This is a genomic window from Paenibacillus sp. B1-35, assembly GCF_050474385.1.
GTDB lineage: Bacteria > Bacillota > Bacilli > Paenibacillales > Paenibacillaceae > Paenibacillus_B > Paenibacillus_B alvei.
Genome location: NZ_JBCHVJ010000004.1, coordinates 351,732 through 376,481 on the forward strand (window position 1 = coordinate 351,732; position 24,750 = coordinate 376,481).

The 24,750-nt window shown below is 48.3% G+C and carries 17 protein-coding genes and 1 riboswitch; of the genes, 10 read left to right on the forward strand and 7 right to left on the reverse strand.

What is annotated here, in order from left to right; translation table 11 throughout:
- Window positions 1-121: 121 nt before the first annotated feature.
- On the reverse strand, window positions 122-2,800 hold the full coding sequence (mgtA, locus tag ACQ5BJ_RS15845) for a magnesium-translocating P-type ATPase (RefSeq protein WP_430111438.1): 2,679 nt from the start codon (window positions 2,798-2,800) through the stop codon (window positions 122-124).
- Between the two features lie 602 nt (window positions 2,801-3,402).
- Window positions 3,403-3,572: riboswitch (M-box (ykoK) riboswitch) on the reverse strand.
- A gap of 258 nt (window positions 3,573-3,830) precedes the next feature.
- On the opposite strand from mgtA, the gene ACQ5BJ_RS15850 reads away from it, so the two are divergent.
- From ACQ5BJ_RS15850 to ACQ5BJ_RS15895, 10 genes are all read left to right on the forward strand, one after another.
- On the forward strand, window positions 3,831-4,559 hold the full coding sequence (locus ACQ5BJ_RS15850) for an amino acid ABC transporter ATP-binding protein (RefSeq protein ID WP_005543555.1): 729 nt from the start codon (window positions 3,831-3,833) through the stop codon (window positions 4,557-4,559).
- A 107-nt stretch (window positions 4,560-4,666) separates the two neighbouring features.
- Entirely contained in the window at window positions 4,667-5,473 is an 807-nt protein-coding gene (locus tag ACQ5BJ_RS15855; protein WP_262866386.1) for a transporter substrate-binding domain-containing protein, read from the forward strand.
- Window positions 5,474-5,579: 106 nt separating this feature from the next.
- Window positions 5,580-6,251, forward strand: a complete 672-nt coding sequence (locus ACQ5BJ_RS15860; protein WP_268620369.1) for an amino acid ABC transporter permease — start codon at window positions 5,580-5,582, stop codon at window positions 6,249-6,251.
- The gene (locus tag ACQ5BJ_RS15865) at window positions 6,251-6,901 is read left to right on the forward strand and encodes an amino acid ABC transporter permease (RefSeq protein ID WP_268620368.1); all 651 of its coding nucleotides are present in this window, start codon (window positions 6,251-6,253) and stop codon (window positions 6,899-6,901) included. The genes ACQ5BJ_RS15860 and ACQ5BJ_RS15865 overlap by 1 nt, the downstream gene beginning before the upstream one ends.
- A 109-nt stretch (window positions 6,902-7,010) precedes the next feature.
- The gene (locus tag ACQ5BJ_RS15870) at window positions 7,011-8,264 is read left to right on the forward strand and encodes an ATP-binding protein (protein WP_268594205.1); all 1,254 of its coding nucleotides are present in this window, start codon (window positions 7,011-7,013) and stop codon (window positions 8,262-8,264) included.
- Window positions 8,265-8,280: 16 nt separating this feature from the next.
- On the forward strand, window positions 8,281-9,201 hold the full coding sequence (locus ACQ5BJ_RS15875) for a response regulator (protein ID WP_005543561.1): 921 nt from the start codon (window positions 8,281-8,283) through the stop codon (window positions 9,199-9,201).
- 772 nt (window positions 9,202-9,973) lie between these two features.
- Entirely contained in the window at window positions 9,974-12,325 is a 2,352-nt protein-coding gene (locus ACQ5BJ_RS15880; protein ID WP_412071009.1) for a ribonucleoside-diphosphate reductase subunit alpha, read from the forward strand.
- A gap of 242 nt (window positions 12,326-12,567) precedes the next feature.
- On the forward strand, window positions 12,568-13,599 hold the full coding sequence (locus ACQ5BJ_RS15885; protein WP_193372981.1) for a ribonucleotide-diphosphate reductase subunit beta: 1,032 nt from the start codon (window positions 12,568-12,570) through the stop codon (window positions 13,597-13,599).
- 233 nt (window positions 13,600-13,832) lie between these two features.
- Complete coding sequence (locus tag ACQ5BJ_RS15890; protein WP_430111443.1) at window positions 13,833-15,701, forward strand: bifunctional metallophosphatase/5'-nucleotidase; 1,869 nt, start codon at window positions 13,833-13,835, stop codon at window positions 15,699-15,701.
- Window positions 15,702-16,018: 317 nt separating this feature from the next.
- On the forward strand, window positions 16,019-17,608 hold the full coding sequence (locus ACQ5BJ_RS15895; protein ID WP_005543566.1) for an FAD-dependent oxidoreductase: 1,590 nt from the start codon (window positions 16,019-16,021) through the stop codon (window positions 17,606-17,608).
- A gap of 241 nt (window positions 17,609-17,849) precedes the next feature.
- Here ACQ5BJ_RS15895 and ACQ5BJ_RS15900 read toward each other — a convergent pair whose 3' ends face one another.
- The 6 genes from ACQ5BJ_RS15900 to ACQ5BJ_RS15925 all read right to left on the reverse strand — a co-directional run bounded on the left by ACQ5BJ_RS15900 (window position 17,850) and on the right by ACQ5BJ_RS15925 (window position 24,662).
- On the reverse strand, window positions 17,850-18,590 hold the full coding sequence (locus ACQ5BJ_RS15900; protein WP_005543567.1) for a hypothetical protein: 741 nt from the start codon (window positions 18,588-18,590) through the stop codon (window positions 17,850-17,852).
- Between the two features lie 22 nt (window positions 18,591-18,612).
- On the reverse strand, window positions 18,613-18,825 hold the full coding sequence (locus ACQ5BJ_RS15905; RefSeq protein ID WP_262866387.1) for a hypothetical protein: 213 nt from the start codon (window positions 18,823-18,825) through the stop codon (window positions 18,613-18,615).
- A gap of 458 nt (window positions 18,826-19,283) precedes the next feature.
- Complete coding sequence (locus tag ACQ5BJ_RS15910; RefSeq protein ID WP_268620365.1) at window positions 19,284-20,753, reverse strand: extracellular solute-binding protein; 1,470 nt, start codon at window positions 20,751-20,753, stop codon at window positions 19,284-19,286.
- A 47-nt stretch (window positions 20,754-20,800) separates the two neighbouring features.
- Window positions 20,801-21,676, reverse strand: coding sequence for a carbohydrate ABC transporter permease (locus ACQ5BJ_RS15915; protein WP_268620435.1), 876 nt, complete (start codon window positions 21,674-21,676; stop codon window positions 20,801-20,803).
- Window positions 21,677-21,848: 172 nt separating this feature from the next.
- Window positions 21,849-22,805, reverse strand: coding sequence for an ABC transporter permease (locus ACQ5BJ_RS15920; protein ID WP_430111446.1), 957 nt, complete (start codon window positions 22,803-22,805; stop codon window positions 21,849-21,851).
- A gap of 159 nt (window positions 22,806-22,964) precedes the next feature.
- A complete protein-coding gene (locus tag ACQ5BJ_RS15925) occupies window positions 22,965-24,662 on the reverse strand; it encodes a response regulator transcription factor (RefSeq protein WP_430111450.1) in 1,698 nt (565 codons plus the stop codon).
- Between the last annotated feature and the right edge of the window lie 88 nt (window positions 24,663-24,750).

A 24,750-nucleotide genomic window follows, 5' to 3' on the forward strand; every position in this document is an offset into this window, starting at 1 on the left:
CATTTCATACTGTTAAATAAGATAAGGAGGCTGTACGCTTCATGGTGCAACCTCCTTCTATTTTTGCGCGCATTAAGTCCTTACATCATTCCTTGCATTGTTGGCCCTTGCATCTCAGCTCTTACAACCAGTCGTTGAAGCGGCGAATGTACCATTTCTTGACGGACTGCGTCAGAATACAGTACCCCAGCAAAATCGCAGCAAGCCATGGGAAGTAGGACATTGGCAGCGGTACCAGACCAATGCTCTCACCGAACTCGGAGAACGGAATCATAATGCCCATCAGCATAATAAGCACCGTCAACAGCATAACAGGCAAGCTTGCCCGACTCTGGATGAACGGCACTTTCTCCGTACGGATCATGTGGACGATCAAGGTTTGTGACAGCAGCCCCTCAATGAACCAGCCCGAATGGAACAATGCCTGATCTGCTGGCGTATTTGCGGCAAAGACGAACATCATCAATCCATACGTGAGAAAATCGAAGATCGAGCTTGTCGGACCGATGAATAGCATAAAGCGGCCAATCGACTTCGCATCCCATGTGCGCGGCTTTTTCAAAAATTCTTTGTCCATGTTGTCCCAAGGAATCGACAACTGCGACATATCATAGAACAGGTTCTGCACGAGCAGGTGCAGCGGCAGCATAGGCAGGAACGGCAGGAACAAGCTTGCTCCCAATACACTGAACACATTCCCAAAGTTCGAGCTGGCCGTCATCTTGATATACTTAATCATGTTGCCGAACGTGCGGCGCCCCTCAATAATCCCTTGCTCCAGTACCATAAGCGATTTTTCAAGCAAAATGATATCTGCTGATTCCTTCGCAATATCGACCGCAGTATCTACCGAAATACCGATATCTGCTTCCTTCAAAGAGATCGCATCATTAATTCCGTCCCCCATAAATCCGACAGTATGCCCCTTCTCCTGAAGCGCACGGACGATACGCGCCTTCTGCATCGGATTCAGCTTCGCGAAGACAGTTGTCTGATCAGCCAGTTCCGCAAGGGCCGTATCATTCAAATCATCAATTTCCTTGCCGAGCACGATACGCCCTGTTTCGATGCCAACATCACGGCACACCTTGCGCGTTACCGCTTCGTTATCTCCTGTCAGCACTTTCACCGCTACGCTATGCTCAAGCAAGGCCGAAATTGCTGGCGCCGCACTACCCTTCGGCGGATCAAGAAATCCGATGTATCCCGCGAACACGAGACCTTGTTCGTCAGCAGCACTGTAGGATTCCTTGCATGTTCCATCCCGCATCAGCTTAATGGCTACGCCGATAACACGAAGGCCCTCCTCGTTCATTTCATTTGCTTTGCGCAGCAGTTCCTGCTTCATGTCCTGTCCCAAGCCAAAGACATTTTTTCCATCCAACATGGAATCGCATATGGACAGCATCTCTTCCATAGCCCCTTTGCAGACGAGAAGATGCTCGCCTTGTTTTCTGGACAGCACCACTGACATTCGTCTACGGTTGAAGTCAAAGGGAATTTCGTCGACCTTATTGTAATCATGATCGATGCTTGCAAGGTCGTTCTCCTCCGCCCGCTCGACGACGGCACGATCAAGCAGATTGCGCAGCCCTGTCTGATAGCGGCTGTTCAAGTAAGCATACCGCAGCACCTGTTCGCTTTCTTCTCCATGGATGTTCAGATGCTTCTCCAAAATAATTCTATCCTGCGTTAAAGTCCCTGTCTTATCTGTGCACAGGACATTCATCGCGCCCAAGTTCTGTATCGCATTAAGCCGCTTCACAACCACCTTCTGGCGCGACATTGCCATCGCACCCTTCGCGAGATTCGACGTCACGATAACAGGCAGCATTTCCGGTGTAAGCCCGACAGTCACAGATAATCCAAAAAACAGTGCACCCCACCAGTCGCCTTTCGAGAACCCATTAATGAAAAAGATAATTGGCACCATGACAAGCATAAAGCGAATAAGCACAAAGCTGACACTGTTGATGCCGCGCTCGAAGCTAGTTATTGGCCGAGCCCCAACCAGGCTGTGCGCCATCGCGCCGAAATATGTCCGTGCTCCAGTCGCAATAACGACTGCTGTCGCAGATCCGCTTACCACCGTCGTCCCCATGTACCCCATATTATCGAGCTCTAGCGCCTGCTTCGTTTTCTTAACACTCTTCATCCGACGCTGTTCAGGCATGACGCCAATATCGCGCTTTTCTACTGGCATTGCTTCACCTGTCAGCGCCGATTCCATGACAAGCAGATCCTTAGCCGACAGGAGCCGGACATCTGCTGGAACCAGATCGCCTGCAGCAAGCCTGATCATATCGCCCGGAACGAGCTGCTCCATGTCTATTTCACGGCTTTGTCCGCCGCGTATGACAGCAGCAGTCGTCTTTACCATCGCCTTCAGCTTCTCTGCCGTGCGCATAGAGCGGAATTCCTGTATAAAAGTGATGATGATGCTGATCGTTACCATTGTCGAAATAATAATGACCGCCTCTGTATCCTCCGTTAGTGCAGAAAAAACATCCAAACCGAGTAGTACCAAAATAAATGGGTTCTTAAAACATCTCAGCAGTTGAATATACCAAGCAGGCGGCTTCTCATACGCAACTTGATTGTGGCCGAATTCCTCCAAGCGGCGCACAGCCTCCATCTCATCCAAGCCGTAAGGCTTCGTCTTCAGTTCCTCCAGCACATCATCAACATGAGCCTCCGATGTCTCGATTAAGCGCTGCTCCAGCTTCGCATTAGTCAGATCCGCATCTTTGCGGGACATGACATTCCATTTGCGTTTCCCTTGATTGACCTTCATTTCCATGTGAATTCCTCCTTCTTGTGCACCAAAATACGCAAAAAGACCTCCCTGTCTACAGGGAGGTCTGCATGACCCGAACCGTGATTTCCTTGCTGTCACTGCATACGCATACTTGTTCCGCACCAAAAGGGGGAATCCCTCAATTCACGGGTGGTTACACTTGCCTGCGAGGATGCTTCCTTCAACCGGGGCAGGAATACAGCGTGCATATGCACACACGATTCCCTTCAATGCCAGCATGAAATGACCTTGAATTCTCATTCGAGGCTCATTCGCCCACAAGTAAACACCCGTTACTGTACCGTGGATACTTTTCATCTGCTGATCAAAGCACTCGTCCAGCACTTCAACCTATTCGCATGAAAAAAGAAGCCACCCCATTTATTAGTGTCGGCAAGTGAATAGCGCATAGGAAAGCAAGGAAAATCCAGGTTCTCCCGTTCCAAGGTTTCACAATGCTATGCAGTTGTGTCTTCGGACTCGGGCTTCCGTCCATGCGTAATCACCGCCTTCTCATTTCTGTTTGCAAATCATACGAAAAAACCCTTCGGCTCGCCGAAGGGTTACGCATGCGCAAATAAAGAACTGGGATATTGCCTATCCCGTTCTAGCCCTCCTCGTCGAGCTTCAGCACTATACAACGTAAAGGTTACATCCCTTAGCCACCTTAAGAAAAGCCTTAATCCGACAATTCCTGTTCTACCCATGGGCATCTCTCGATATTTCTGGGCAGTGGCCTCTGTTCGTATAGGAGCCTCACCTAACAAAGCTTGGTTTGGTTTTCCTCATACAATGTATTACGGGCACTTCTAGTTTGTCAACCGAAAAACGCAAAAAGGGAAATTTAGGCATCCCTACGCAAATAGATTATATCACGGAAAACGTCGCCCCTCCCCCCATTTTCATGCAGAACAAATAAATAAAACTTCAAAAATTTTTTGCATCAATTTTGTCGGATTCGGTCATTTTCGGTGATTTCTCTATTAGGCTGATTGCTATACCGATTCCGCTAGGCGGCGAAAGGAGGAAAACCATGATCCATTTTCATCAAATCAACAAGCATTACGGCAGCTTTCATGTACTCAAGGACATTAATTTAACGATCAATCAAGGCGAAGTCGTCGTCGTCATCGGACCAAGCGGCTCGGGGAAAAGCACGATGGTTCGCTGCATTAATCGACTCGAAACCATTACCGATGGCGAGCTGATCGTCGACGGTATACGCGTAAATGACAAATCCACTGACATTAATCGACTGCGCCGAAATATCGGCATGGTATTCCAGCATTTCAACCTGTATCCCCATAAAACGGTGCTGCAAAACATTACGCTTGCACCTATGAAGGTAGCCGGCATGTCCAAGCAGGAAGCGGAGGAAGCGGCGAGACTTTATTTGGCCAAAGTAGGCATTGCCGATAAAGCCAATTCCTACCCTGCCCAATTGTCTGGCGGACAGCAGCAGCGCGTTGCCATTGCAAGAGGCCTTGCAATGAAGCCTAAAATTATGCTGTTCGATGAGCCTACATCAGCATTGGATCCCGAGACAATCGGCGAGGTGCTTGACGTAATGCGGACACTTGCGAAGGAAGGCATGACAATGGTTGTCGTCACTCACGAGATGGGCTTCGCCAAAGAGGTAGCCGATCGCGTCGTGTTCATGGATCAAGGGCGAATTGTCGAGGAAGCAGAGCCGACCGCCTTTTTTACCAAGCCGCGTGAAGAGCGTGCCCAGGCATTCCTCAGCCGGATTTTGAACCACTAAGCGATAGGGAACTATCACTCTACGTTGCACATGATTTCTCCGCTGTCAAACCCGATGACCCTTCGAACCTTTTGGACTTTTTTAAACTATGAAAAGGAGCGTGTCACATGAAACGTTGGATGAAACTGATGAGCATGGCAATAGTAGCCGCATTTGTTGTAAGCGCTTTATCCGCATGCGGCAATCAAGCCTCTGAAGGCGAAGGAACACTCGCCAAAATTAAAAGTAGAGGGAAGGTTATTGCCGGCGTTAAGTACGACCTAAATCTCTTCGGCCTGAAAGACCCTGCTACCGGCAAAGTGCAAGGCTTGGACATCGACATCGCAAAGCAAATTGCGAAAAAGGTGCTGGGCGACGAAGATGCGATTGAGTTCATGGAGGTCACATCCAAAACTCGCATTCCGATGCTGAAAAACGGAGACATTGACTTCATTATCGCCACGATGACCATTACCGATGAGCGCAAAAAGGAGATTGATTTTTCCGATGTATATTTCACTGCCGGCCAATCCCTGCTTGTCCCTGCTGACAGCCCTATCAACTCCATTAAGGATTTGACCAAGGATTCCAAGGTGCTCACTGCCAAAGGCTCAACATCCGCCAAAAACATCCGCGAATCTGCACCTGACGCTCAAATCCTCGAATTTGAAAACTATGCAGAAGCATTTACAGCCCTGAAGGCGAAGCAAGGCTCCGCGTTGACGACCGACAATGCGCTCCTGTACGGCATGGCCAAGCAGGACAACAACTTCCGCGTCTTGGATGAGACATTTACAGAAGAGCCTTATGGCATCGGCATCCGCAAGGGCGACACAGAGTTCATCAAAGCGGTCAACGATACCTTGAAAGAGCTGAAGGAAAACGGGGAATACGAAAAAATGTATGAAAAATGGATCGGCAAAAAGCCAAATTAACAGGCGACATGTTCGTACGACTGAGTTGAGGGGATAAGCGCTGGGCTGCTCGTCTCCTCTTTTTGATTCCAAAATCCAAAAGACGATAAACGAGGGAGGAACATGTATGGTTATTAACTTTTCGATTCTTAGCGAGCATTTGGATCGCTACCTGGCCGGGCTAGGGGGCACACTGGCCGCCAGCCTGATTTCGCTCGTGGCAAGCTTTATCCTCGGCGCAATTATTGCCGTATTCCGCATCACTCCCTTCAAGCCGCTGCAATGGATTGGCGCGATTTATGTTGAATTTTTCCGCAATATCCCGCTTATGCTCATCGCATTTTTTACGCTGATCGCCCTTCCTCTTCTAACCGGGGCTGTCCTCGTACCATTCGCGGCAGGGCTCACAGCACTGACCGTATATACTTCCGCCTTTATCGCAGAGGTCATTCGCGCAGGCATTCAGGCTATACCTAAAGGTCAAATGGAGGCAGCCCGTTCTTCCGGACTCACCTATGTTCAAGCAATGTGGCATGTCATCCTGCCTCAAGCCGTCAAGGTCGTCATTCCCCCGCTGGGCAACCAATTTTTGAATTTGGTGAAAAATTCGTCGATTCTTACGGTATTATCGGCATCGGACTTAATGTATCAGGCAGATCTTATTAACTCTGACACATTCGACACATTCAGCACCTACATGTTTGCCGGATTATTTTATTTGCTGCTTACCGTTCCGCTCAGCTTCGGCATTCGTTACCTTGAGCATAAGTATCAACCTGTGAAAGGAGTGCGGGCATAATGGATTTCATCGGGGCGCTATCCTCTGCCAATTTGCAATTTTTGCTGAAGGGATTCCTCATCACCATCGAGGTCGCTTTGCTGTCCATCGCTATCAGTTTTATTATCAGCGTATTGGTCGGTACTGTTCGCTATGCCAAAGTGCCCATTCTCGGCAAATTATTCGCTGTGCTGGTAGAAACCATCCGCAATCTGCCGCTGCTTCTGATTATCTTTTTTATTTATTTTGCGCTACCGCAAATTGGAATCAAGCTCGATAAGTTCACCGCGGCCGTAGTCGCGCTCGTTATTTTTGAATCGGCCATGATCTCCGAAATCGTGCGCGGAGGACTGAACTCGGTTGAAAAAGGGCTCATTGAAGCAGGACGCTCCTCTGGACTGACGAAGACGCAAACGCTGTGGCATATCGTACTCCCTATCGCACTTCGACGGATGGTGCCGCCAATCGTCAGCCAATTCATTTCACTCTTGAAGGACACTTCACTAGCTGTCGTTATTGCCCTGCCAGAGCTCATGAATCACGTCCAAATTATTAACGGGCACAATATTAATTACGTTATTCCGACATTCCTATTTGCAGCCCTGTTGTATTTTGTCGTTAATTACCTGCTTTCCCTTGCTTCACGCAGACTCGAAAATAAGCACACCTGAAAATGGATAATTTAGGAGACAAAATACTCCCTTTTCCGGTACGATAGAAGAGAAGATGTCTTGACCCTATTTTCGTCGACGAAAACGGAAAGGAGCCGTTCTTATCAGCTTGCGCGACCAAAGGCTGCTTATTTGGAGCATCATTTTATTGTCCACGGGACTGCTCGGTGAAATGAAGATCACCCCGTTCGGCGATGATTTTCGATTTTCACTCGGCATTATGGCTTATTTTTTCGGATTGCTGTGGTTTTCGGTACCCGTGCTTGCCACGGGTATCTCAGTAGGGGCATTCGTTGTATTATTCCGGATTTCACTTGGATTACTGCTGTATGACACCCCTGTCCTCACCGGATTTACACAGCATATGCCCGTATTTTTCTACTATGTCACATTCGCAGCCATCATCTCGCTGCTCAAAATCAAGGCGAATGTAGAGTATCATGTTAAGGTTGCTTTGTACGGCGCGCTTGCAGATATGGCATCCAATGTGGCAGAACTGATCGTTCGCATTGCCTCCGGCGCTCCAGCCAGCATGAGCTATCATGAAGGTCTGCTTATTATTCTTGTCGGGCTGCTGCGCAGCTTCTTTGCCGTAGGTATGTGCAATATGCTTGCGATTCGGCAAGTGCGGGCACAGGCCGAGCAGCGTCGGTTGGAGCTGGAACGCCTAATGATGATTAATTCGGATTTGTTCGAAGAAGCGTTCTATCTCCGCAAATCGATGTCCCATATTGAAGAAATTACGCGTGAGAGCTACCAACTGTATCAATCGCTCAAGCAGAGGCTTTATCCAGATGCAACACAAGCTCTGCAGATCGCCAAGCATGTACATGAGCTTAAAAAGGATTCCGAGCGTATCCTGTCTGGCCTATTTAAAATCATTCATCAGGAGCGCATGCTCTCCAAACGTATCCAGATCACGGAGCTATGCGCCATGGTCGTAAGAGCCAATACCAATTACAGCCTGCTGCTCGGAAAGCAAATTCAATGGGGCCACTGTTGCAACATCAATCTGTCTACCACCGAGATCTACCCGCTTCTCTCTGTGCTGAACAACATCGTATCCAATGCCGTTGAGGCGATCCCGCATGATGGGAAAATCGACCTACAGGTCGATCTTCAGGATGATTCCATCCTGTTCGCTGTCGTCGATAATGGGCCGGGCATCTCAGCAGACGATCTGGAGCTGATCTTCCATCCCGGATATACGACCAAGTTCGATGCCGAGGGAAACTCTTCTACAGGCATCGGCCTATCACACGCCACTGACATCGTCCAACTGTTCAAGGGCGACATTGACGTGACCAGTGCACCTGGGTACACTTGTTTTCACATTCGAATTCCTGTAGAGCGTTTAACTTGAAGGGAGGTTGTTCGTTTTGTTAAAATTTTATCTGGTTGAAGACGACCCTGCCGTTCGGAAAATGCTAATACGCATCATTGGTGAAAGTGGTCTTGGCGAAGTAGTCGGAGAAGCCGACGATGGTTCCTATGTATCGCCGGCGGATATTAGCCATGCGGATATCGTTATCATTGACCTGTTAATGCCAGGCCGTGATGGAATTGAAACGGTAAAGTCGCTGCGGGAGAATGATTACAACGGTCGATTCATCATGATTTCTCAGGTTGAAAATAAGGAAATGATCGGAGAAGCTTACCAGCAAGGGGTTGATACTTTTATTCAAAAGCCGATCAACCGCTTAGAGGTGCTGGCTGTCCTTAGACGGGTATCCGACCATTTGCTGCTCGAGAAATCCATGAAGTCCATTCGAAATTCGCTTCGCTCCCTCGAGGTACTAGGAACGGGAGCCCTGCATGCTCAGCAGGAGTACGCTCCTGTACATCAAGAGAAGCTTATCGAGCAGCGAGCGAGATCCCTACTCCTGCAGCTTGGCGTTGTTGGCGAAGCAGGGGCTTCGGATATGATTCGGATTGTGAGCTGGCTCAAAACTCAAGAGCAGGAGCAACAGATCCTTCAAGATTTGCCTCCGCTCAAAACGATTTATGAACAAATCACATTGCGCGGCCAAGCTGCGGGAGAGCATCTCAAGCGGGATGTCCGTGCAACAGAGCAGCGAATTCGACGCTTGACATTGCAAGCGCTTACCAACTTGTCTTCTATCGGGTTAAGCGATTACGGCAACCCTACTTTCGAGTATTTTGCCGCTCGCATGTTCGACTTTCAGGAGGTTCGGCTCCGCATGCGAGAGCTGGAGACTTCCTGCAAATCGACATCCTGCAAAATAAATTTAAGGAAATTTCTATATGTATTTTATATCGAGTGCTCTTCTACTTCGTGATCGGATAAGTGGCAAAATGTGAAATGCACATGGAAACATGGAATGCTGGGCACACTTTCCTTCCCATGCGTACATGCAGCCAGTACATACGAAATTCGATGTAATATATCTGGCTGCTGCCCCCTATCCTTCCTGCATTCGACATCGTTCGCGATCAAGAATTGTCCACTGTACAAGGACATTCAGCGCCCTAACTTCCATAGAATAGCCGCCTGTCTTATCCTTCTTTTTTCGGCATGATCTCGTACCTCAAAAAATTTTTTATCCCCCGCCTTCATCCCTTGGACAAGCCTGCTAATAAGGAAAACCGCCATTCTCGCACCTCGCAAACCATGACAATTATCACCTTAAGCCTATTTACTTGCCCAATATGTTGTAGTATATTTACGTAAGAATATCTACATGTTGTGATTATTAAGAAATTGATATGATAAGCAGGAAAGTGCAAACAACCTCGAAGACAGCCACACAAGACAACCCTTGCGCTGTATTCGAGGTTCGTTTTTAGAGCCGATTCACGAATCGCTGGATAAATGGCAACTTGTCTAAGCCATGTCGGAAGATCGAGATTGATGAAGGTGTGCGTCCTTGTCTGGCGCACGCGTTGTTCTTATGCGCTCGAACAGAAGAGTGCTCCATTTCAGGCGTTTTGCCAACACCCTTTATGTTGGATACATACTCAGCACTCGACGAGAAGCTTCCCTTTTGCGCGATTCCGACACATATAGCGAGGCTCCATCCCAAATCGATATTCGAGGAGGAATATTTACGAATGCAGACGACAACACCTATCGTCCATACTGTTCATAAACCTAACAACCGCTCCTTGGCATTCGATGCTAACCGCATCATGCGCTATGGCGAGAGAATGATGGCACCATACCCCCAGCTTGACCGGGATCGGTGGCACCGCGGCGTATTATCCAAGCTGCGCAGCAGCAGCGTACAGGCTTCTGATATTACCCAAGCGAGCATCATGACGGCATTAGAGTTGGTGACGAAGGAGGAGCCAGACTGGAAGTTCGTTGCTGCACATTCCTTATTAACGAAGCTCTATAAGGAAGCTGCCCTCCATCGCAACTATAAGGCTTATCCAGATAAGCCCTATGGGGATTTCTACAAGCTAATTACTCGCCTATGCGATCTTGGCATCTACCGTCAGGAATTGCTTGAGGCATATACGCCTGAACAGATTCGAGAGCTTGGTCAATCCATTCAAGCGGAATATGATCAAATCTTTGACTACATCGGCCTGCTGACATTAGCAGAACGATATCTCGCAACTGACTTCGAGGGCCGTACGATGGAATTGCCGCAGGAGCGCTACATGATCATTGCCATGTATCTGATGCATAAGGAGCCTGCAGAGCGCCGGGCAGAGCTGGCGAAGGAAGCCTACTGGGCGATGGCCAATCTCTATATGACCGCCGCTACACCGACCATGGCGAATGCCGGGAAGAAGGTTGCCGGCCAGTTGTCCAGTTGCTTCATTGACACGGTGGATGACTCACTCGAGGGGATTTTTGAATCGAACACCGACGTTGCCCGCCTGAGCAAGATGGGTGGCGGCATCGGCGTATATCTAGGGAAAATTCGCGCCCGCGGCTCCGATATTCGCGGACATAAAAATACGAGCTCAGGCGTTATCCCTTGGATTCGCCAGTTGAACAATACCGCCGTCAGCGTCGATCAATTAGGTACGCGCAAAGGCGCTATCGCAGTATACTTGGACGTCTTCCACAAGGACATTCTCTCCTTTCTCGACTTGAAGCTAAACAACGGGGACGAACGCATGCGGGCCCATGACATTTTCCATGGCGTGTGCTTGCCGGATCTGTTCATGGAGGCAGTTGAGAATCGGGATGACTGGCATCTGTTCTGCCCGCATGAAGTGAAGAAAATCATGGGCTGGAAGGACGAGAAGGGGCGCTCTCTCGGCTTAGAGGATTTCTATGATGAACTGCGTGGTCAAGGACAGTTCCGCGATAAGTATGCCGAAGCAGTCGCGAACCCAAGCCTGCCGCGCATTACACTGCCAGCGATTGACATTATGAAGCGCATCCTCAAATCTCAGCTAGAGACCGGCACACCTTACATGTTCTACAAGGATGCGGCTAACCGCGCCAATCCGAACAAGGCGCATGGCATGATTTATAGCTCCAATCTGTGTACGGAAATTATGCAAAACATGTCGCCTACTCTGATCGAACAAGAGGAGCTGACCACGCAGGATGGACAGTCCCGCATTATTATTAGCAAGCTTCCTGGCGATTTCGTCGTCTGCAACTTGAATTCCATTCATCTGGCACGCGCAGTGCGCGCCGATGTCCTAGAGCGGCTTATTCCGATACAAGTTCGCATGCTCGACAATGTCATCGACATCAATCGAATCGAAGTGCTGCAAGCGCAGCATACGAATCGACGCTATCGCGCCATTGGCCTTGGCACCTTCGGCTTGCATCATCTGTTGGCCTTAGAAGGCATCGCATGGGAATCCGAAGAGGCTGTACAGTATAATGACACTCTCTATGAGAAGATCAACTACTTGGCAATTCAAGCCAGCATGGAGCTTGCAAAGGAAAAAGGAGCATACCCGCTCTTTGCCCAATCAGAATGGGAGAACGGCCGTTATTTCTCCGAGCGGGAATATACGACGGGCACCCGAGAAGGCAAATTCGTAACGACCGAGCAGTGGCGTGAGCTGGCTGCACAGGTACAGGCGAACGGAATGCGCAATGCGTGGCTGATGGCGGTAGCACCGAACGGCTCAACTTCCATTATTGCCGGCTCTACGGCCAGCATTGATCCGGTCTATGATCTGCTCAGCTATGAAGAGAAGACGACCTACAAAATCGCGAACCCCGCTCCAGATCTATCGGAGAAAACGATCTGGTATTACAAGACAGCTTTCCGACTTGACCAGAACTGGTCAATTCGAATGGCCGCTGCTCGCCAGCGGCATATCGATCAAGCGCAAAGCTTTAACTTGTATGTGCGTCCCGATATTCGCGCAGTAGAATTTCTATCGCTGCATCTTCATGCGTGGAAGGCAGGACTGAAATCTACGTATTACGTACGCAGCCAAGCATTGACGGTCGAAGAATGCGAGGCTTGCAGCTCATAATAAGAAACGTTGAGGTTAAGCTCTCTTAAATGAATAACTCATCATCAGAACGCCTGCCTGTCCATGGCTAGGCACTGGTACCGAAATAAGAACATAAGATCTGGAAAGGCAGTAAGTACAATTGCAACATGCGCCTGCTTACTGCCTGACAGATTCGCCATAAATGGTTTGGTTTCATAGAAAGTGCATGGGAAATAGGGAGTATAGAAAGGAAGAGTCTCATGACGTTGTTAGATCGCGAGCTGAGTCGTCAGCTCATCTTCAATACAGAAGCACCGAACAAGTCTACTCGTATTATTTTAGGGGAATGCTCCGGTATATTGAACTGGGACGATATCCGTATGCCGCATATGTATAAATTGTACAAAGTGCTTCTGCAAAATCATTGGATTGCAGATGAAATTCCAATGGCTAAGGATGCTCAGCAATTTCCGCTGCTGGATGAGCAAGAGAAGCATGCGTTCAAAATTAATATCTCGCTTCTAGCTGTGCTCGATTCCATGCAAACCATGTTCGTTGGTGATGTGAAGAACTATTTTACGGACTCCTCGCTTGAGGCCATCTCGGCTATCATTGCACAGCAAGAGGTCGTGCACAATCAATCCTATTCCTATGTGCTGTCCTCGCTTGTGTCGGAGCAAGAACAGAAGGACATTTTCGAATATTGGAAGCATGACCGCGTGCTGCTCGAACGGAACCGATTCATTGCCGACATTTATCAAACATTCCGGGATAATCCGACACCGCAGACGTTCTTTGAAGCGCTCGTTGCGGATTTGATTCTGGAAGGAGTTTTCTTCTATAGCACGTTCGCTTTCTTCTATAATTTGGCCCGAGATCAGAAGATGATGGCAACAAGCCAAATGATTTCGTACATTCAGCGTGATGAGAACCAGCACTGCTACTTCTTCGGCGAGGTATTCAAGCAACTGCTCGCAGACTTCCCAGAGCTGAACACCGATGCGAACCGCCAATTCGTATACAATACGATCGACCGTGCCGTACAATTGGAAACGAACTGGGCGCATTACACCCTTAAGCAGGTTCGCGGCATTGATCTGCGGGAGCTGTCGGATTACATTAAGCATATCGCGAACCGCCGCTTGAACTTGCTTGGCATGGAGAAACTGTATGAAGGCGTAGACGTGAACTGTATGCCTTGGATTAAGCCATTCTCAGATGAAGCCTTGAATGCGACGAAGACAGATTTCTTCGAAGCGAAGTCCCGAACTTATGGCAAGGTGGGAGACGACAACGGTTTTGACGAGCTATAAGTTACGTTCTAAGCTACGGCTTGATTTTTTCGGACTCCTACAAGAACCGCCACATCCTTCACAAGGGTGGAGGCGGTTTTCAATTTTCTGCCTCTCGCATAGTCAAGCAGCTGAAATTTACAAATTCTTATGTTGCAGTTAACAATCTCCCAACCCCCATATCCTACGATACCTATATATCTCATATCTATTACATAGACATTTCAAATATGGAGCAAGCATGGAGGTCCGTTATGAACAAGAAAAAGCTAGGTACAGCAGCAGTTCTGACCACATTGATCAGCGCCCTATTTGCTGGATCATTATTCGCAGCACCATTGAATCCGATTAATCATGTGGATTGGATGCAGTCGAAGAGCTACATAACCGGGTCGAATGACGGTCTCGCACTCGATCGTCCCATTACGCTCGTTGAAGCAGTCGCGATGATTGCACGTGTACAGGACAAAGAAAGGGAAGTCAAAACAGTTGACCCCGCTATCAAGGGCTGGGCATCCAAAGCGCTCACTTGGGCAAAGCAGCAAAACGTCATTGATGCAGTGCTGTGGAAGGAGCTTCACCATCCGGCAAATGCCGCTGCTCTTCAAGCTGTAGCGAAGAAGGCGGGACTGAACTTGGAGGTATCCGGTGATACCGTAACACGCGAAGCGTTCTTTACAGCCCTCGGTAATGCCATTACCACGCATATTACGATTGGACATACGAACGATACGCACGGACATATGCTGGAAGACGCCAAGGCCAAGGAAATGGGCTATGCCAAGCTGGCCACCTTAATGAAGGATCTGCGCGCGGAAAACCCGAATTCCATGGTGCTTGATGCTGGGGATATGATCCAAGGTACGATATACGTGAACCTGTCCAAAGGGGAAACCGCGACAAAGCTGGCAAATGCGCTTGGATATGACTTCATGGCTTCCGGCAACCATGAATACGATTTCGGCTACGAACAGCTTGCAAGGTTGACCAAAATGTTCAAATTCCCCGTCCTTGCTGCGAACGTATTCGACGCACAAGGCAAGAACCTGCTGCAGCCGTACGTCATGAAGCAGTTCGGAGATAAGAAATTCGCCATCCTTGGCCTAGTAACCGCGGACACGCCGATTGTCACTCACCCAGACAACGTCAAAGGCTTGACGTTCAAGGATCCGATTGAAGTTGCGAAGGAATGGGTGCCGAAACTCCGCAAAGAAGCTGACCATGTCATCGTCCTCTGTCATACCGGGCTGTCTTATGACCGCGAAATGGCCAAACAGGTTCCAGGCATCGATATCATCGTAGGCGGACATACGCATATACCGGTTGATCAGCCTGAACTCGTCAACGAAACGTATATTGTACAAGACTGGGAATACGCCAAGTCGCTTGGCCGAGTCGATCTCTACTACCATGGCAAGGATCTGGTTCATTTTTCAGGCGGACTGATCAAGTACGATGAAGCTACAAAGCCAGATTCAGAAGTGGCCGCGATTGTAGAATCATTGAAGAAAGAAACCGACACCTTGTTGAATGAAAAAATCGCTACTGCAAGCGTAGACCTTGACGGCGATCGCACCAGAGTACGGAAGCAGGAAACGATTATGGGCAATCTGGTTGCCGATGCGATGCTCTCTCGCACACGTACCATGCCTGGTTTCGAGGCGGATCTCGCTATTACGAACTCAGGCGGTATTCGCACAACGATTATGAAAGGCGACATTACGAAGCGCAACCTGTATGATGTGTTGCCATTCCCGAACACGTTGGCCGTAATTGAAGTGAAAGGCAGTGAGTTGGTAGCAGCCTTGGAAAATGGCGTTAGTGAAATTGATGCCGGCTCTGGCCGCTTCCCGCAAGTTGCTGGCTTGTCCTTCTCCTTCGATATTAAAAAGCCAAAAGGAAGCCGCGTATCAGACGTGAAGGTTGGCAACAAGGCAGTAGAGGCTGACAAAACGTACCGTGTAGCTACGAATGACTTCTTAATCGCCGGAGGCGACGGTTATGCCATGTTCAAAGATAAGAAGTCACTGGACACTGGCGTTACCCTATATGAAGTCGTAGAACAATACTTGAAAGAAAAGAAAGATATTACAGCGAAAACCGAGCAACGCATTAAGCAGTAATGGCATAATTGCGAATTCTATATGGCATGACAAAATCCCCCCCGAAATAGACACGCTGGCGAGCACCTACCTCTTCTCGCGTAGCGTGTCTTCTTGTATCGACCAGTATCAATCTCCGTGCTTCTTTCCCTTACCTATATGAGGTTTATCCATTCTTATGCATATCTTGCTCCTATCCCATTCCTAAGCATCTATCGTGTCAAAAAGTATTCAAACTACCAACAATAGCAATCAAATTATATGGGATAGGTATTGTTTCTTCCCTATACTAAATGGTGTAAATAATAATTGGAAAATATTTCGAAGGAGCTGATCGAATGTCACCCTCACCGAAATACGAGAAGCATGCCGACCTCATTATCATTGGAGGAAGCATGGGAGGCTGTGCAGCTGCGCTCTCTGCTTGCCGTTTAGGCAAGACAGTCATTCTTACGGAAGAAACCAGCCGTATCGGCGGTCAATTGACAAGTCAGCTTGTCCCGCCAGACGAGCATCCGTGGATAGAGCAGTTCGGCTGCACGCAGACGTACAGACAATTACGCAACGAAATACGTCGCTACTATCGGGAGTATCTACCCCTATCTATGAAGGCGCGGTTGAATCCGGAGCTGAATCCTGGGAGCGGCCTCGTAAGCCGTCTCTGCCACGATCCGCGTATCGCGCTGTTCGTATTGGAATCGATGCTGTTCCCTTATGTGCACAATGGGCAGCTCACGATGATTACACAATGCCAGGCTACGAGTGCAGAAGTTGATGGCGACCGCATCGCAGCAGTAACCGTTCAAGATGCGGAAGGCAACTCCATTCACCTGACGGGTTCCTACTTCCTTGATGCAACCGAGTGTGGGGATCTGCTCGCTCTCTCAGGCACAGAATACGTTACGGGTGCAGAATCCCAGCGTGATACGGATGAGCCGCATGCTGTATCCGGGGATCCTCAGCCGCAAAATATGCAAGGCTTCACCTACTGCTTCGCTGTTGATTACATGAAGGATGAAGATTATACAATTCCAAAACCGGAACGCTATGATTTCTGGAGCCAATATCGACCTTCGTTCTGGCCGGATCGTTTGTTAAGCTGGACTGCGGTCAAGCCAACAACGCTGGAGCCGATCACCTATTCCCTCTTTTGGGAAAAAGGGAAGTTTCCGCTATTCCACTATCGGCAAACTACGGATCCTTCCCTGTTCGATGTATCTTCAGGAGTGCTTCCAACGCCAGTGTCCGTCATCAATTGGCCGCAAAATGATTACTGGCTTGGCTCGATTATTGATGTCAGCGAAGAAGAGAAGCAGCGCCATCTATTCGATGCAAAGCAGCTTAGTCTGTCATTACTGTACTGGGTGCAAACAGAGGCGCCTCGCCCAGACGGAGGCGCAGGCTATCCTGGGCTGCGATTGCGGCCCGACATCGCCGGCACGGCAGATGGATTTGCAATGTATCCCTATGTCCGGGAATCCCGAAGAATACAGGCGGAGTTCACCGTATTGGAGCAGCATGTTGCTACTGATTGCCGCCCCGATAAGACCGCTGAAATTTTCGCTGATTCCGTAGGCATTGGCTGTTATCGAATTGACCTCCATCCTTCAACCGGAGGCGACAACTATATCGATATTTCTTCTTTACCGTTCCAAATACCATTGGGCAGCTTGCTCCCGGTTCGCATGAACAATCTGATACCAGCCTGCAAAAATATCGGCACTACTCATATTACCAACGGCTGCTATCGCTTGCATCCGGTCGAATGGAACATTGGGGAAGCTGCCGGCGCCTTGGCTGCATATGCGCTGAATCAAGGAATATTGCCGCGTGCTGTAAGAAGTGACGCGCAGCACCTTGCCGCATACCAGCAGCAGCTCAAGCAGCTCGGCATTGTACTGCAATGGCCTTCTACAAGACCTGTATAAGCAGCCAAGGAAGAATCGCATCGGTTCTTCCCGCAGCATAGGAACCAGGACTTAATCAACCTAATGACATAAATAAAAGAACCCTCCAGAATTCAAGTTTTGGAGGGTTCTTTTATTTAAATAATTTTGATATTATTGGCTTAAATCGGGAAAAAGAGGCAGTTATGGACTAGAGTTTCTTTTTGAGTCTTATCTTTTATTATCTTCATCCGAGTCCCCAGAAGGCCAGCCAACCTCTTTATTAATTATATTCTTCGACTGGACCACAACGATAAGGTTGGCAAACCTGAATTGTCGAAGCAGTATCAATAAATTCAGTATAATCATGATATTTATAATAGTGGTGGTCTTTCCTAATGGTTAAAATCGCATAATAATCACTTGGCCTATCTTCTTTAGTGTATGTTTTTGTTATCCAATAGGCTCTCTTTGCCTCCAGAGAAAGATAATAACCACCAACACTTACAAGTACTCCTAATATTTTTCCACCTACAGGTCCGCCTATAAAAGAAGCAAGTACACCTGCTATTGCAGAGGCAGTGGCATATTCTATCTCAGTCGAATTCTTTTCTGCTCCTTTATATTCAAAACCATCTGCTGCTATCTGTGCATCAGCAAAAAAACCATTTTCTTCTTGAATGGGTTCAACTTCTTTAATTGCATAATTCACTTGTCCGGTTTGCAGGTTTTCATACTTTACTTTATTATCATCTACTTTTGTGATTTTCAACTCTTCTTTTCCATTTGAATCTGTTGCAATATAGTAATTGTCGTATTGAAATAATGTAGAACCATCTGTAAAAGTGACAGAATTACTGGTTGTGCTTTCAACTAAGTCTAAGAGGCTTTTAGCTTGATCTATTTGTGATACTGGCAGTGGAGATTGTAAATTTTCCCGATCCTGAGCGAAGGCTGGAATTGAAATGGATGTAGAGAGCAGAACTCCTGCAAAAAATGTTTTGGCAATTTTTGATTCTATCATTTTTTCCTCCATTCATTCTTTTTCATTCTTTCTTTTTTCTGAAGAAATCGAACAAATCGAACTTGATGACATAATCAAAGAGGAAGGTAATTACAACAGCTCCAAGTGGAATCATTGAGTATACCCATAGCGGATTATTTGGAGCTTCACCAGGGGGTGCATCAGTTAAAATCACAAAAAGGACAATACAATAAATTATGGCCAATACAATACCTGTTACATTTCTATTTTTCATAGCTGTATTTCACCTCGGATTCACTTAAGAAATTCAAAGTATTGTAAATAAAGTATAACACTTACCAACAAAAAATGGAATAGTTTCTATCTTTTTCAGTGGCGATATTTGTTCCTATATGTACCAAAGCTAGGATTTTGTGCAACAGCCCAGCCCCCAGGCCGCCGTATTCGGCCAAATTCAGCCTTGGGCGGCGATTTCGCTTCCGTGGAACATCAAAAAAACGGGCGAATCGCAACATTTACGATCTCTCGTTTTCTTTGTATTTCTTTGATTCATGTATTAATCCATTTTCCTTCAATGAATGAAATCACTTCTTCGGTCGATGAACTTCCTTCCTCATCGAATTCTCGTTCACATCGTGAGGACGCAAGCTTCCCCATCATCCATAAAAGGGGATGGCCCTTGAATCTCGGGCCATCCCCTTTGCTTGTGTACACAGGTCTCAGTTTTCATGTTTAACGCTTCGCATACCACTCATTTGCTGCCTTCACCATATCCGCGCCACCCTGTGCATGCCATTCCGCTAGGAACTGGTCATAATTGTCGAGCGATTCCGTTCCGCTAATATAATTAATGAACGTATCTTCTTGATATTTATTCAAGCGCTGTACGTTTTTCGAAATATCCGGCAGTGGAGGTGCCGAGCCAAGCGGATCAGAGACCAGCAAGCCCTCCGCATTTTTTTGGAATGTGTTGAAATAGCTTTCTACAAATGGGTTCTTCTTCAATCTAGCCTGCCAATAAATCGGATAGTTCTTCTCATCTACTCCCGTCAAGAAGGCGCTTGCATTTGTGCGCTCATCCGAGAACTTAGGCATAACAGGCGAGTAAGATCCGTTCTCAAACTTGTGGTGCACTCCTTCCTCACCAATGGCAATGCCTTTAAAAATATCCTTGTCGAACTTCATGTCGAGCCACTTTATCGCATCTTCCTTATGCTTCGCGAACTTCGGAATTGCAATGTAGTAATTAATTGTATTGCCCGGCGTTCCAACGCGCGCCTTACCTGATTTGTCCTTCAATACAGGCACGATCGCAAGCTTCGCATTTGGGAAGTTCTTTGCAACGGCATTCTCCAGGTTCGGTGCAATCCACCATCCCGGACTGTACATCGCAGCCTTGCCGCTAGCCATCTTCTCTATCGATTTGTCCGCCGTATTAATGCCCCACTCCGAGTCAATAAGTCCCTCTTTGTACAGTGTATTCATAAACTTCAAGTATTCCTTCATCTCCGGAGTCTCTACAGCATGAATGATTTTACCATCCCGCTCCAGCCATGGTGTCGTTAAGCCAAATACACTGGCGATGTCAGGATGTACAGGAACCTTGCCCCCTGTCAGGGGTATCACATTCTTTTTTTCCTTAAATGCGCGCAGCACCGTTACCAGCTCATCTAAATTCGTTGGCATCTTCAAGCCCAGCTCATCCAGCCAATCCTGACGAACTACGAGGGCATTGGATGAGGTTCCGCCTCCGCCCGTTTCAGGAATCGCGTAAATTTTGCCGTCATAGCGGGCGCCGTCCCAGGATTCCTTGCTGATCACCTGCTTCATGTTTATTCCGTACTTCTCGATCAGATCATCCAGCGGCTCTAGCGCACCGGACGATACGAGCTGATAATATTGAGCTGACGCCAGCTTCATTACATCATAAGATTCCTTATTTGCCATGAGCAGGTTCAGCTTCTCGTCTGCATTCTCCGCCGGAAGCATCTCATACTTGACCGTATATCCTGTCTTCTCCTTCAAGTATAGGGCGACCGGATCACCGTTCGGCTCAAAGCGATCGAACTGCATCAGCTGTCGCAGTTGCTTGCCGCCTTCCCCTTCTTCCGCACCTTTCCCTGATCCCCCGCTGTTACAGCCAAGAAGCGATAATACCATAACGATTGAAATAATCGAGAACCAAATCTTTTTCTGTTGCATGAACATACCTCCACTCTTTTTGATATCCCCGCAATTTCTTCATGGCGTCACCCTTTTACAGAACCGATCAGTACCCCTTTCACGAAATACTTTTGCAGAAACGGATACACAAGCAAGATAGGCAAAGTAGCGACAAGAATCGAAGCAGCCTGAATGGCCTGAGGCGTCGTATTCATGACAGCATCAATGTTGGTCACATGGCCGCCATCCTGATACGTAATATTGGAATGTGCCAGCAGTTCCTTCAAGTATAATTGCAGCGGCTTCAGTTCTGCGGTGTTGATGTAGATCATCGAGGCAAAATAATCATTCCAGAAACCCACTGCAAAAAAAAGCGCAATGGTTGCGAATACCGGCAATGATAATGGAACGGTAATGCGGAATAGAATCGTCAGATTAGAGGCCCCATCCATTTTGGCGGATTCCTCAAGTTCATCAGGCAGCGATTCAAAGTAATTTTTAATAATAAGCATATTGAACACGCTAATCATGCTCGGCAAAAAGAGCACCCACAGCGTATCAATCAAGTTCAGCCGCTGCATCAGCAAATACGTGGGAATAAGGCCGCCGCTGAACAGCATCGTGAACACATACATCAAAATGAAGAACTTGCGTCCGCGCAGGCGAGGCTTAGACAAGGGGTAAGCAGCTAATGCAGTCATGAGCAGACCCAGAGCTGTGCCCGCTACCGTAATCGTGACTGATACGAGAAAGGCATTCATAAATTGAGAGTCGTTCAATACATATAAGTACGTGCCGAACTGAATGTCCACCGGGAATAGGGATACACTCCCTGACATGACCGCCTCCTCACTGCTGAGCGACTTGGCAAGCAAATTAAGAAACGGGAACAATGTCGTCCAAGAGATAAGGGCAAAAAAGAGATAGTTCAGCACATGGAAGATTCGTTCTCCGACCGACATACGAATTGCGCTTCCCGTTCTTCTTCCCGCAGTCAATGAATGTCTCACTTTATGCCAAACCTCCTTTCTTCATGCATTCATGTTCAATAGTGTGATAAGTCGACCATTCAACCCCACAGAATTTGGAGTTTTTGATCATCTGCAGCCGCTTCTATGCTAACCAGCTTCTTCTTTACCAGATTCCTCGATTCAGGAAGCGGCGGCTCAAATAATTCCCGCCAATGATCAATACGAAACCAACGATAGATTCGAACAGCCCCACAGCAGCAGAGAAGCTGTAATTCTGCTCGCCTAAGCCTGTGCGATATACATAGGTGCCTATGACATCCGACACGTTGTAAACGACAGGATTGTACATGACGAGAATTTGCTCCGTTCCGGCCTCCAAAATATTGCCTAGCCGCAGGATGAACATCAGCAAAATGACGGGAACGAGCCCTGGCAGCGTAATATGCAAAATCTGCTTGAACTTGTTCGCCCCATCGATCTTCGCTGCTTCATACAGTTGCGGATCAATAGAGCTTAACGCAGCCAAATATACGATGGTGCCCCAGCCCGCTTCTTTCCACCCTGCCGTTCCGACGAGCAGCCAGCGGAAGACACTGTTGTCGAGGAAGAACTTGATCGGCTCTCCTCCCAGCCATTCGATCATCCGGTTCACAAGCCCCCCATTGATAGACAGCAGATCCATGAACAGCCCGCTCACGATAACCCAAGACAGGAAGTGCGGCATGTATATAATCGTTTGTACCGGGCGCTTGAACCACATTTTCGTCAACTCATTCAGCAGGATCGCAAGCAAAATCGGCAGTGGAAAGAGAAGTACGATTTTCAGAACCGAGATTACGATCGTATTCCAGAACACCTGTGCAAACTTCGGCGATTGAAACAACCGTTCGAAATGCGCGAATCCTGCCCAAGGACTCTCCTCAATCCCGCTAAAAATGTTGAAATCCTGAAAAGCAATCACGACGCCATACATTGGTGTGTACTTGAACAGGAGTAGAAAGGCGATACCAGGCAAAAGCGCAATGTATAAGTCCCAATCCTTTCGAATGTCGCTCCACAGCTTCCGCCTGTACGATCGCGAAGACGAGCGAGGAGCATTGTCCAATTCCAGCCTATCCATAGCTCCCATCCTTTCTGTGGCATGAACACTTGGCATGCATTCTTTGCTGTATCTGCTTCTAGCCTACGGTATCCATCCTCATTCGAACACGGGAGAGCCATGACTTCTTCTGGTAAAATGATTTCCAAGCGCAGGGCAAGAGCAGCTAACTACACACCTTTATCCCCGTTTCCAATCACTAGGCGTAACTCCCCAATATTTGCGGAACACCTTCGTAAAGTAGCTCACATCGCGGAAACCTGCCGCTTCCGCCGCTTGATAGACCCTCTCCCCTTGAAATAGCGCCTCCTTCGCTCTCTCCATACGACGCGTAAGCAAATAGGAAGAAAAGGGCTGATCCATCTCCTGCTTGAACAGCCTGCTCAGATACGAAGCATTGATATACAGCCGATCGGCCACGTCCTGCAAAGTCAGCTCGGTGTGAAGCTCGCTTTCGATCAGTTCCTTCACCTCCGCGACCAAGCGATTTCCGCTGCGCCTGCGCACCATACTGGCTTCCATACTCATTCGCCGCATAACACGCCGTATCCACTCACTCCATTCCTGCTTTGTCCGCAGTTCAGCTGTATGACGGAACCATCTTGCATCCTCTCCCATAACTTCCGACATCGACCAGCCCTGCTTGCGCAGCCAGATCATGATCCACGATTGCAGATACATCGTCTGTTCCTTGAACGCCTCTGCCTCTGGAATGGCGCATACCGCCGTGATCCAAGCCTCTGCCTGCTCCATGGCAAGCTGTTCTTCCGCCGTGTTCCAAGCGATGTCTAAATCACGTTCCCATTGTTCGCTACAGATCGCGACGGATGAGGATTTTCCCTGAGCAGCAATTCTATGATTGCGGTACGGAATTACAATATCGCCCCCATGAACAAATCTCTGACTAAGCGCAAACTCCGCTTCCTTATATAGCCGCGGTACATCAACGAGCCCTCCACACGCCGAACTAATGCCGGCACTGGCTGTCAGCTTTAAGGAAGTCTTAATATATTCCAGCATCTTGCCTGCCAGCGCATGAATCCCAATCATCATATCTCCGTCTGACATCCCGCCAAGGCTGGCCGTCGATTGCGCAGCTTCTGTCATAATGCTACTGCCGCCGTCCTCAGGTTCAGGGCCAGATACAGATGGGTAACGAAATAAGAGGGCCAGCGGCCTGCCTGCCTCACGACAAATATGTATAGAACCATACTCTATTCCCGTCATCGCCTCCTCCACAACTTGGCCGACCGCAAAATGCATCAATCCGCGATCCCCGCCGAATGCCTGTACCCGTTCCTCTGGATAGGGATCGGGATCGATCACCATCACGACGTAGCGTTCATTGTTCTTTAAAACGACGCCGAGCTCTGCCATGCGTTCCATAAATGCTGCTGTCGACAAGCTCCCCTCCATCCCTTGCCGCAATATGCGCTGACGCAATATCGGCAGGTGGCTGTTCCATTGCTGGCGCAGCATGTCATAATCATGCTTGCGCTGAATATCCTGACGCCGCTCAGAGACAGCACTCACAACCGCCTGCAGGATAGCATCCTGACCCGCCGGCTTCAGCAAATAATGCTTCACGCCCATAGATAGCGCTTCTTGAGCGTATTGGAAATGATCATGGCCGCTGAGCACCACCGCTTTTACCTCGGCATTCCATTCCAGCGCTTGCCTTACCAAGGATAAGCCATCTCCGTCCGGCAATTGAATGTCCACCAGCATAATGTCCGGCCGCTTCAACTGCATCCAGCGCTTCCCTTCCTCTGCCGTAGCCGCTGCCATCACTTCTGTGATGCCTGCCCGCTCCCAAGATATCAGTTCAGTCAAGCTATGACGAAGCCGCAGTTCATCCTCTACAATTAATAAATTCATCTCTTGCTTCCTCCTTCCACACCGAGTGCGAAACATGGTGATCTATCTAGTATCAATTGATCGTGAATTCGATAATTCAACATAGCCT

Bases quoted from the DNA above. Each gene is read 5' to 3' on its own strand.
- ACQ5BJ_RS15905 (WP_262866387.1), bottom strand. From the start codon at position 18,825: ATGAAAAATAGAAATGTAACAGGTATTGTATTGGCCATAATTTATTGT.
- ACQ5BJ_RS15865 (WP_268620368.1), top strand. From the start codon at position 6,251: ATGGATTTCATCGGGGCGCTATCCTCTGCCAATTTGCAATTTTTGCTG.
- ACQ5BJ_RS15855 (WP_262866386.1), top strand. From the start codon at position 4,667: ATGAAACGTTGGATGAAACTGATGAGCATGGCAATAGTAGCCGCATTT.
- ACQ5BJ_RS15925 (WP_430111450.1), bottom strand. From the start codon at position 24,662: ATGAATTTATTAATTGTAGAGGATGAACTGCGGCTTCGTCATAGCTTG.
- ACQ5BJ_RS15910 (WP_268620365.1), bottom strand. From the start codon at position 20,753: ATGCAACAGAAAAAGATTTGGTTCTCGATTATTTCAATCGTTATGGTA.
- ACQ5BJ_RS15920 (WP_430111446.1), bottom strand. From the start codon at position 22,805: ATGGATAGGCTGGAATTGGACAATGCTCCTCGCTCGTCTTCGCGATCG.
- mgtA (WP_430111438.1), bottom strand. From the start codon at position 2,800: ATGGAAATGAAGGTCAATCAAGGGAAACGCAAATGGAATGTCATGTCC.
- ACQ5BJ_RS15915 (WP_268620435.1), bottom strand. From the start codon at position 21,676: ATGTCGGTCGGAGAACGAATCTTCCATGTGCTGAACTATCTCTTTTTT.
- ACQ5BJ_RS15900 (WP_005543567.1), bottom strand. From the start codon at position 18,590: ATGATAGAATCAAAAATTGCCAAAACATTTTTTGCAGGAGTTCTGCTC.
- ACQ5BJ_RS15890 (WP_430111443.1), top strand. From the start codon at position 13,833: ATGAACAAGAAAAAGCTAGGTACAGCAGCAGTTCTGACCACATTGATC.
- ACQ5BJ_RS15895 (WP_005543566.1), top strand. From the start codon at position 16,019: ATGTCACCCTCACCGAAATACGAGAAGCATGCCGACCTCATTATCATT.
- ACQ5BJ_RS15880 (WP_412071009.1), top strand. From the start codon at position 9,974: ATGCAGACGACAACACCTATCGTCCATACTGTTCATAAACCTAACAAC.
- ACQ5BJ_RS15860 (WP_268620369.1), top strand. From the start codon at position 5,580: ATGGTTATTAACTTTTCGATTCTTAGCGAGCATTTGGATCGCTACCTG.
- ACQ5BJ_RS15850 (WP_005543555.1), top strand. From the start codon at position 3,831: ATGATCCATTTTCATCAAATCAACAAGCATTACGGCAGCTTTCATGTA.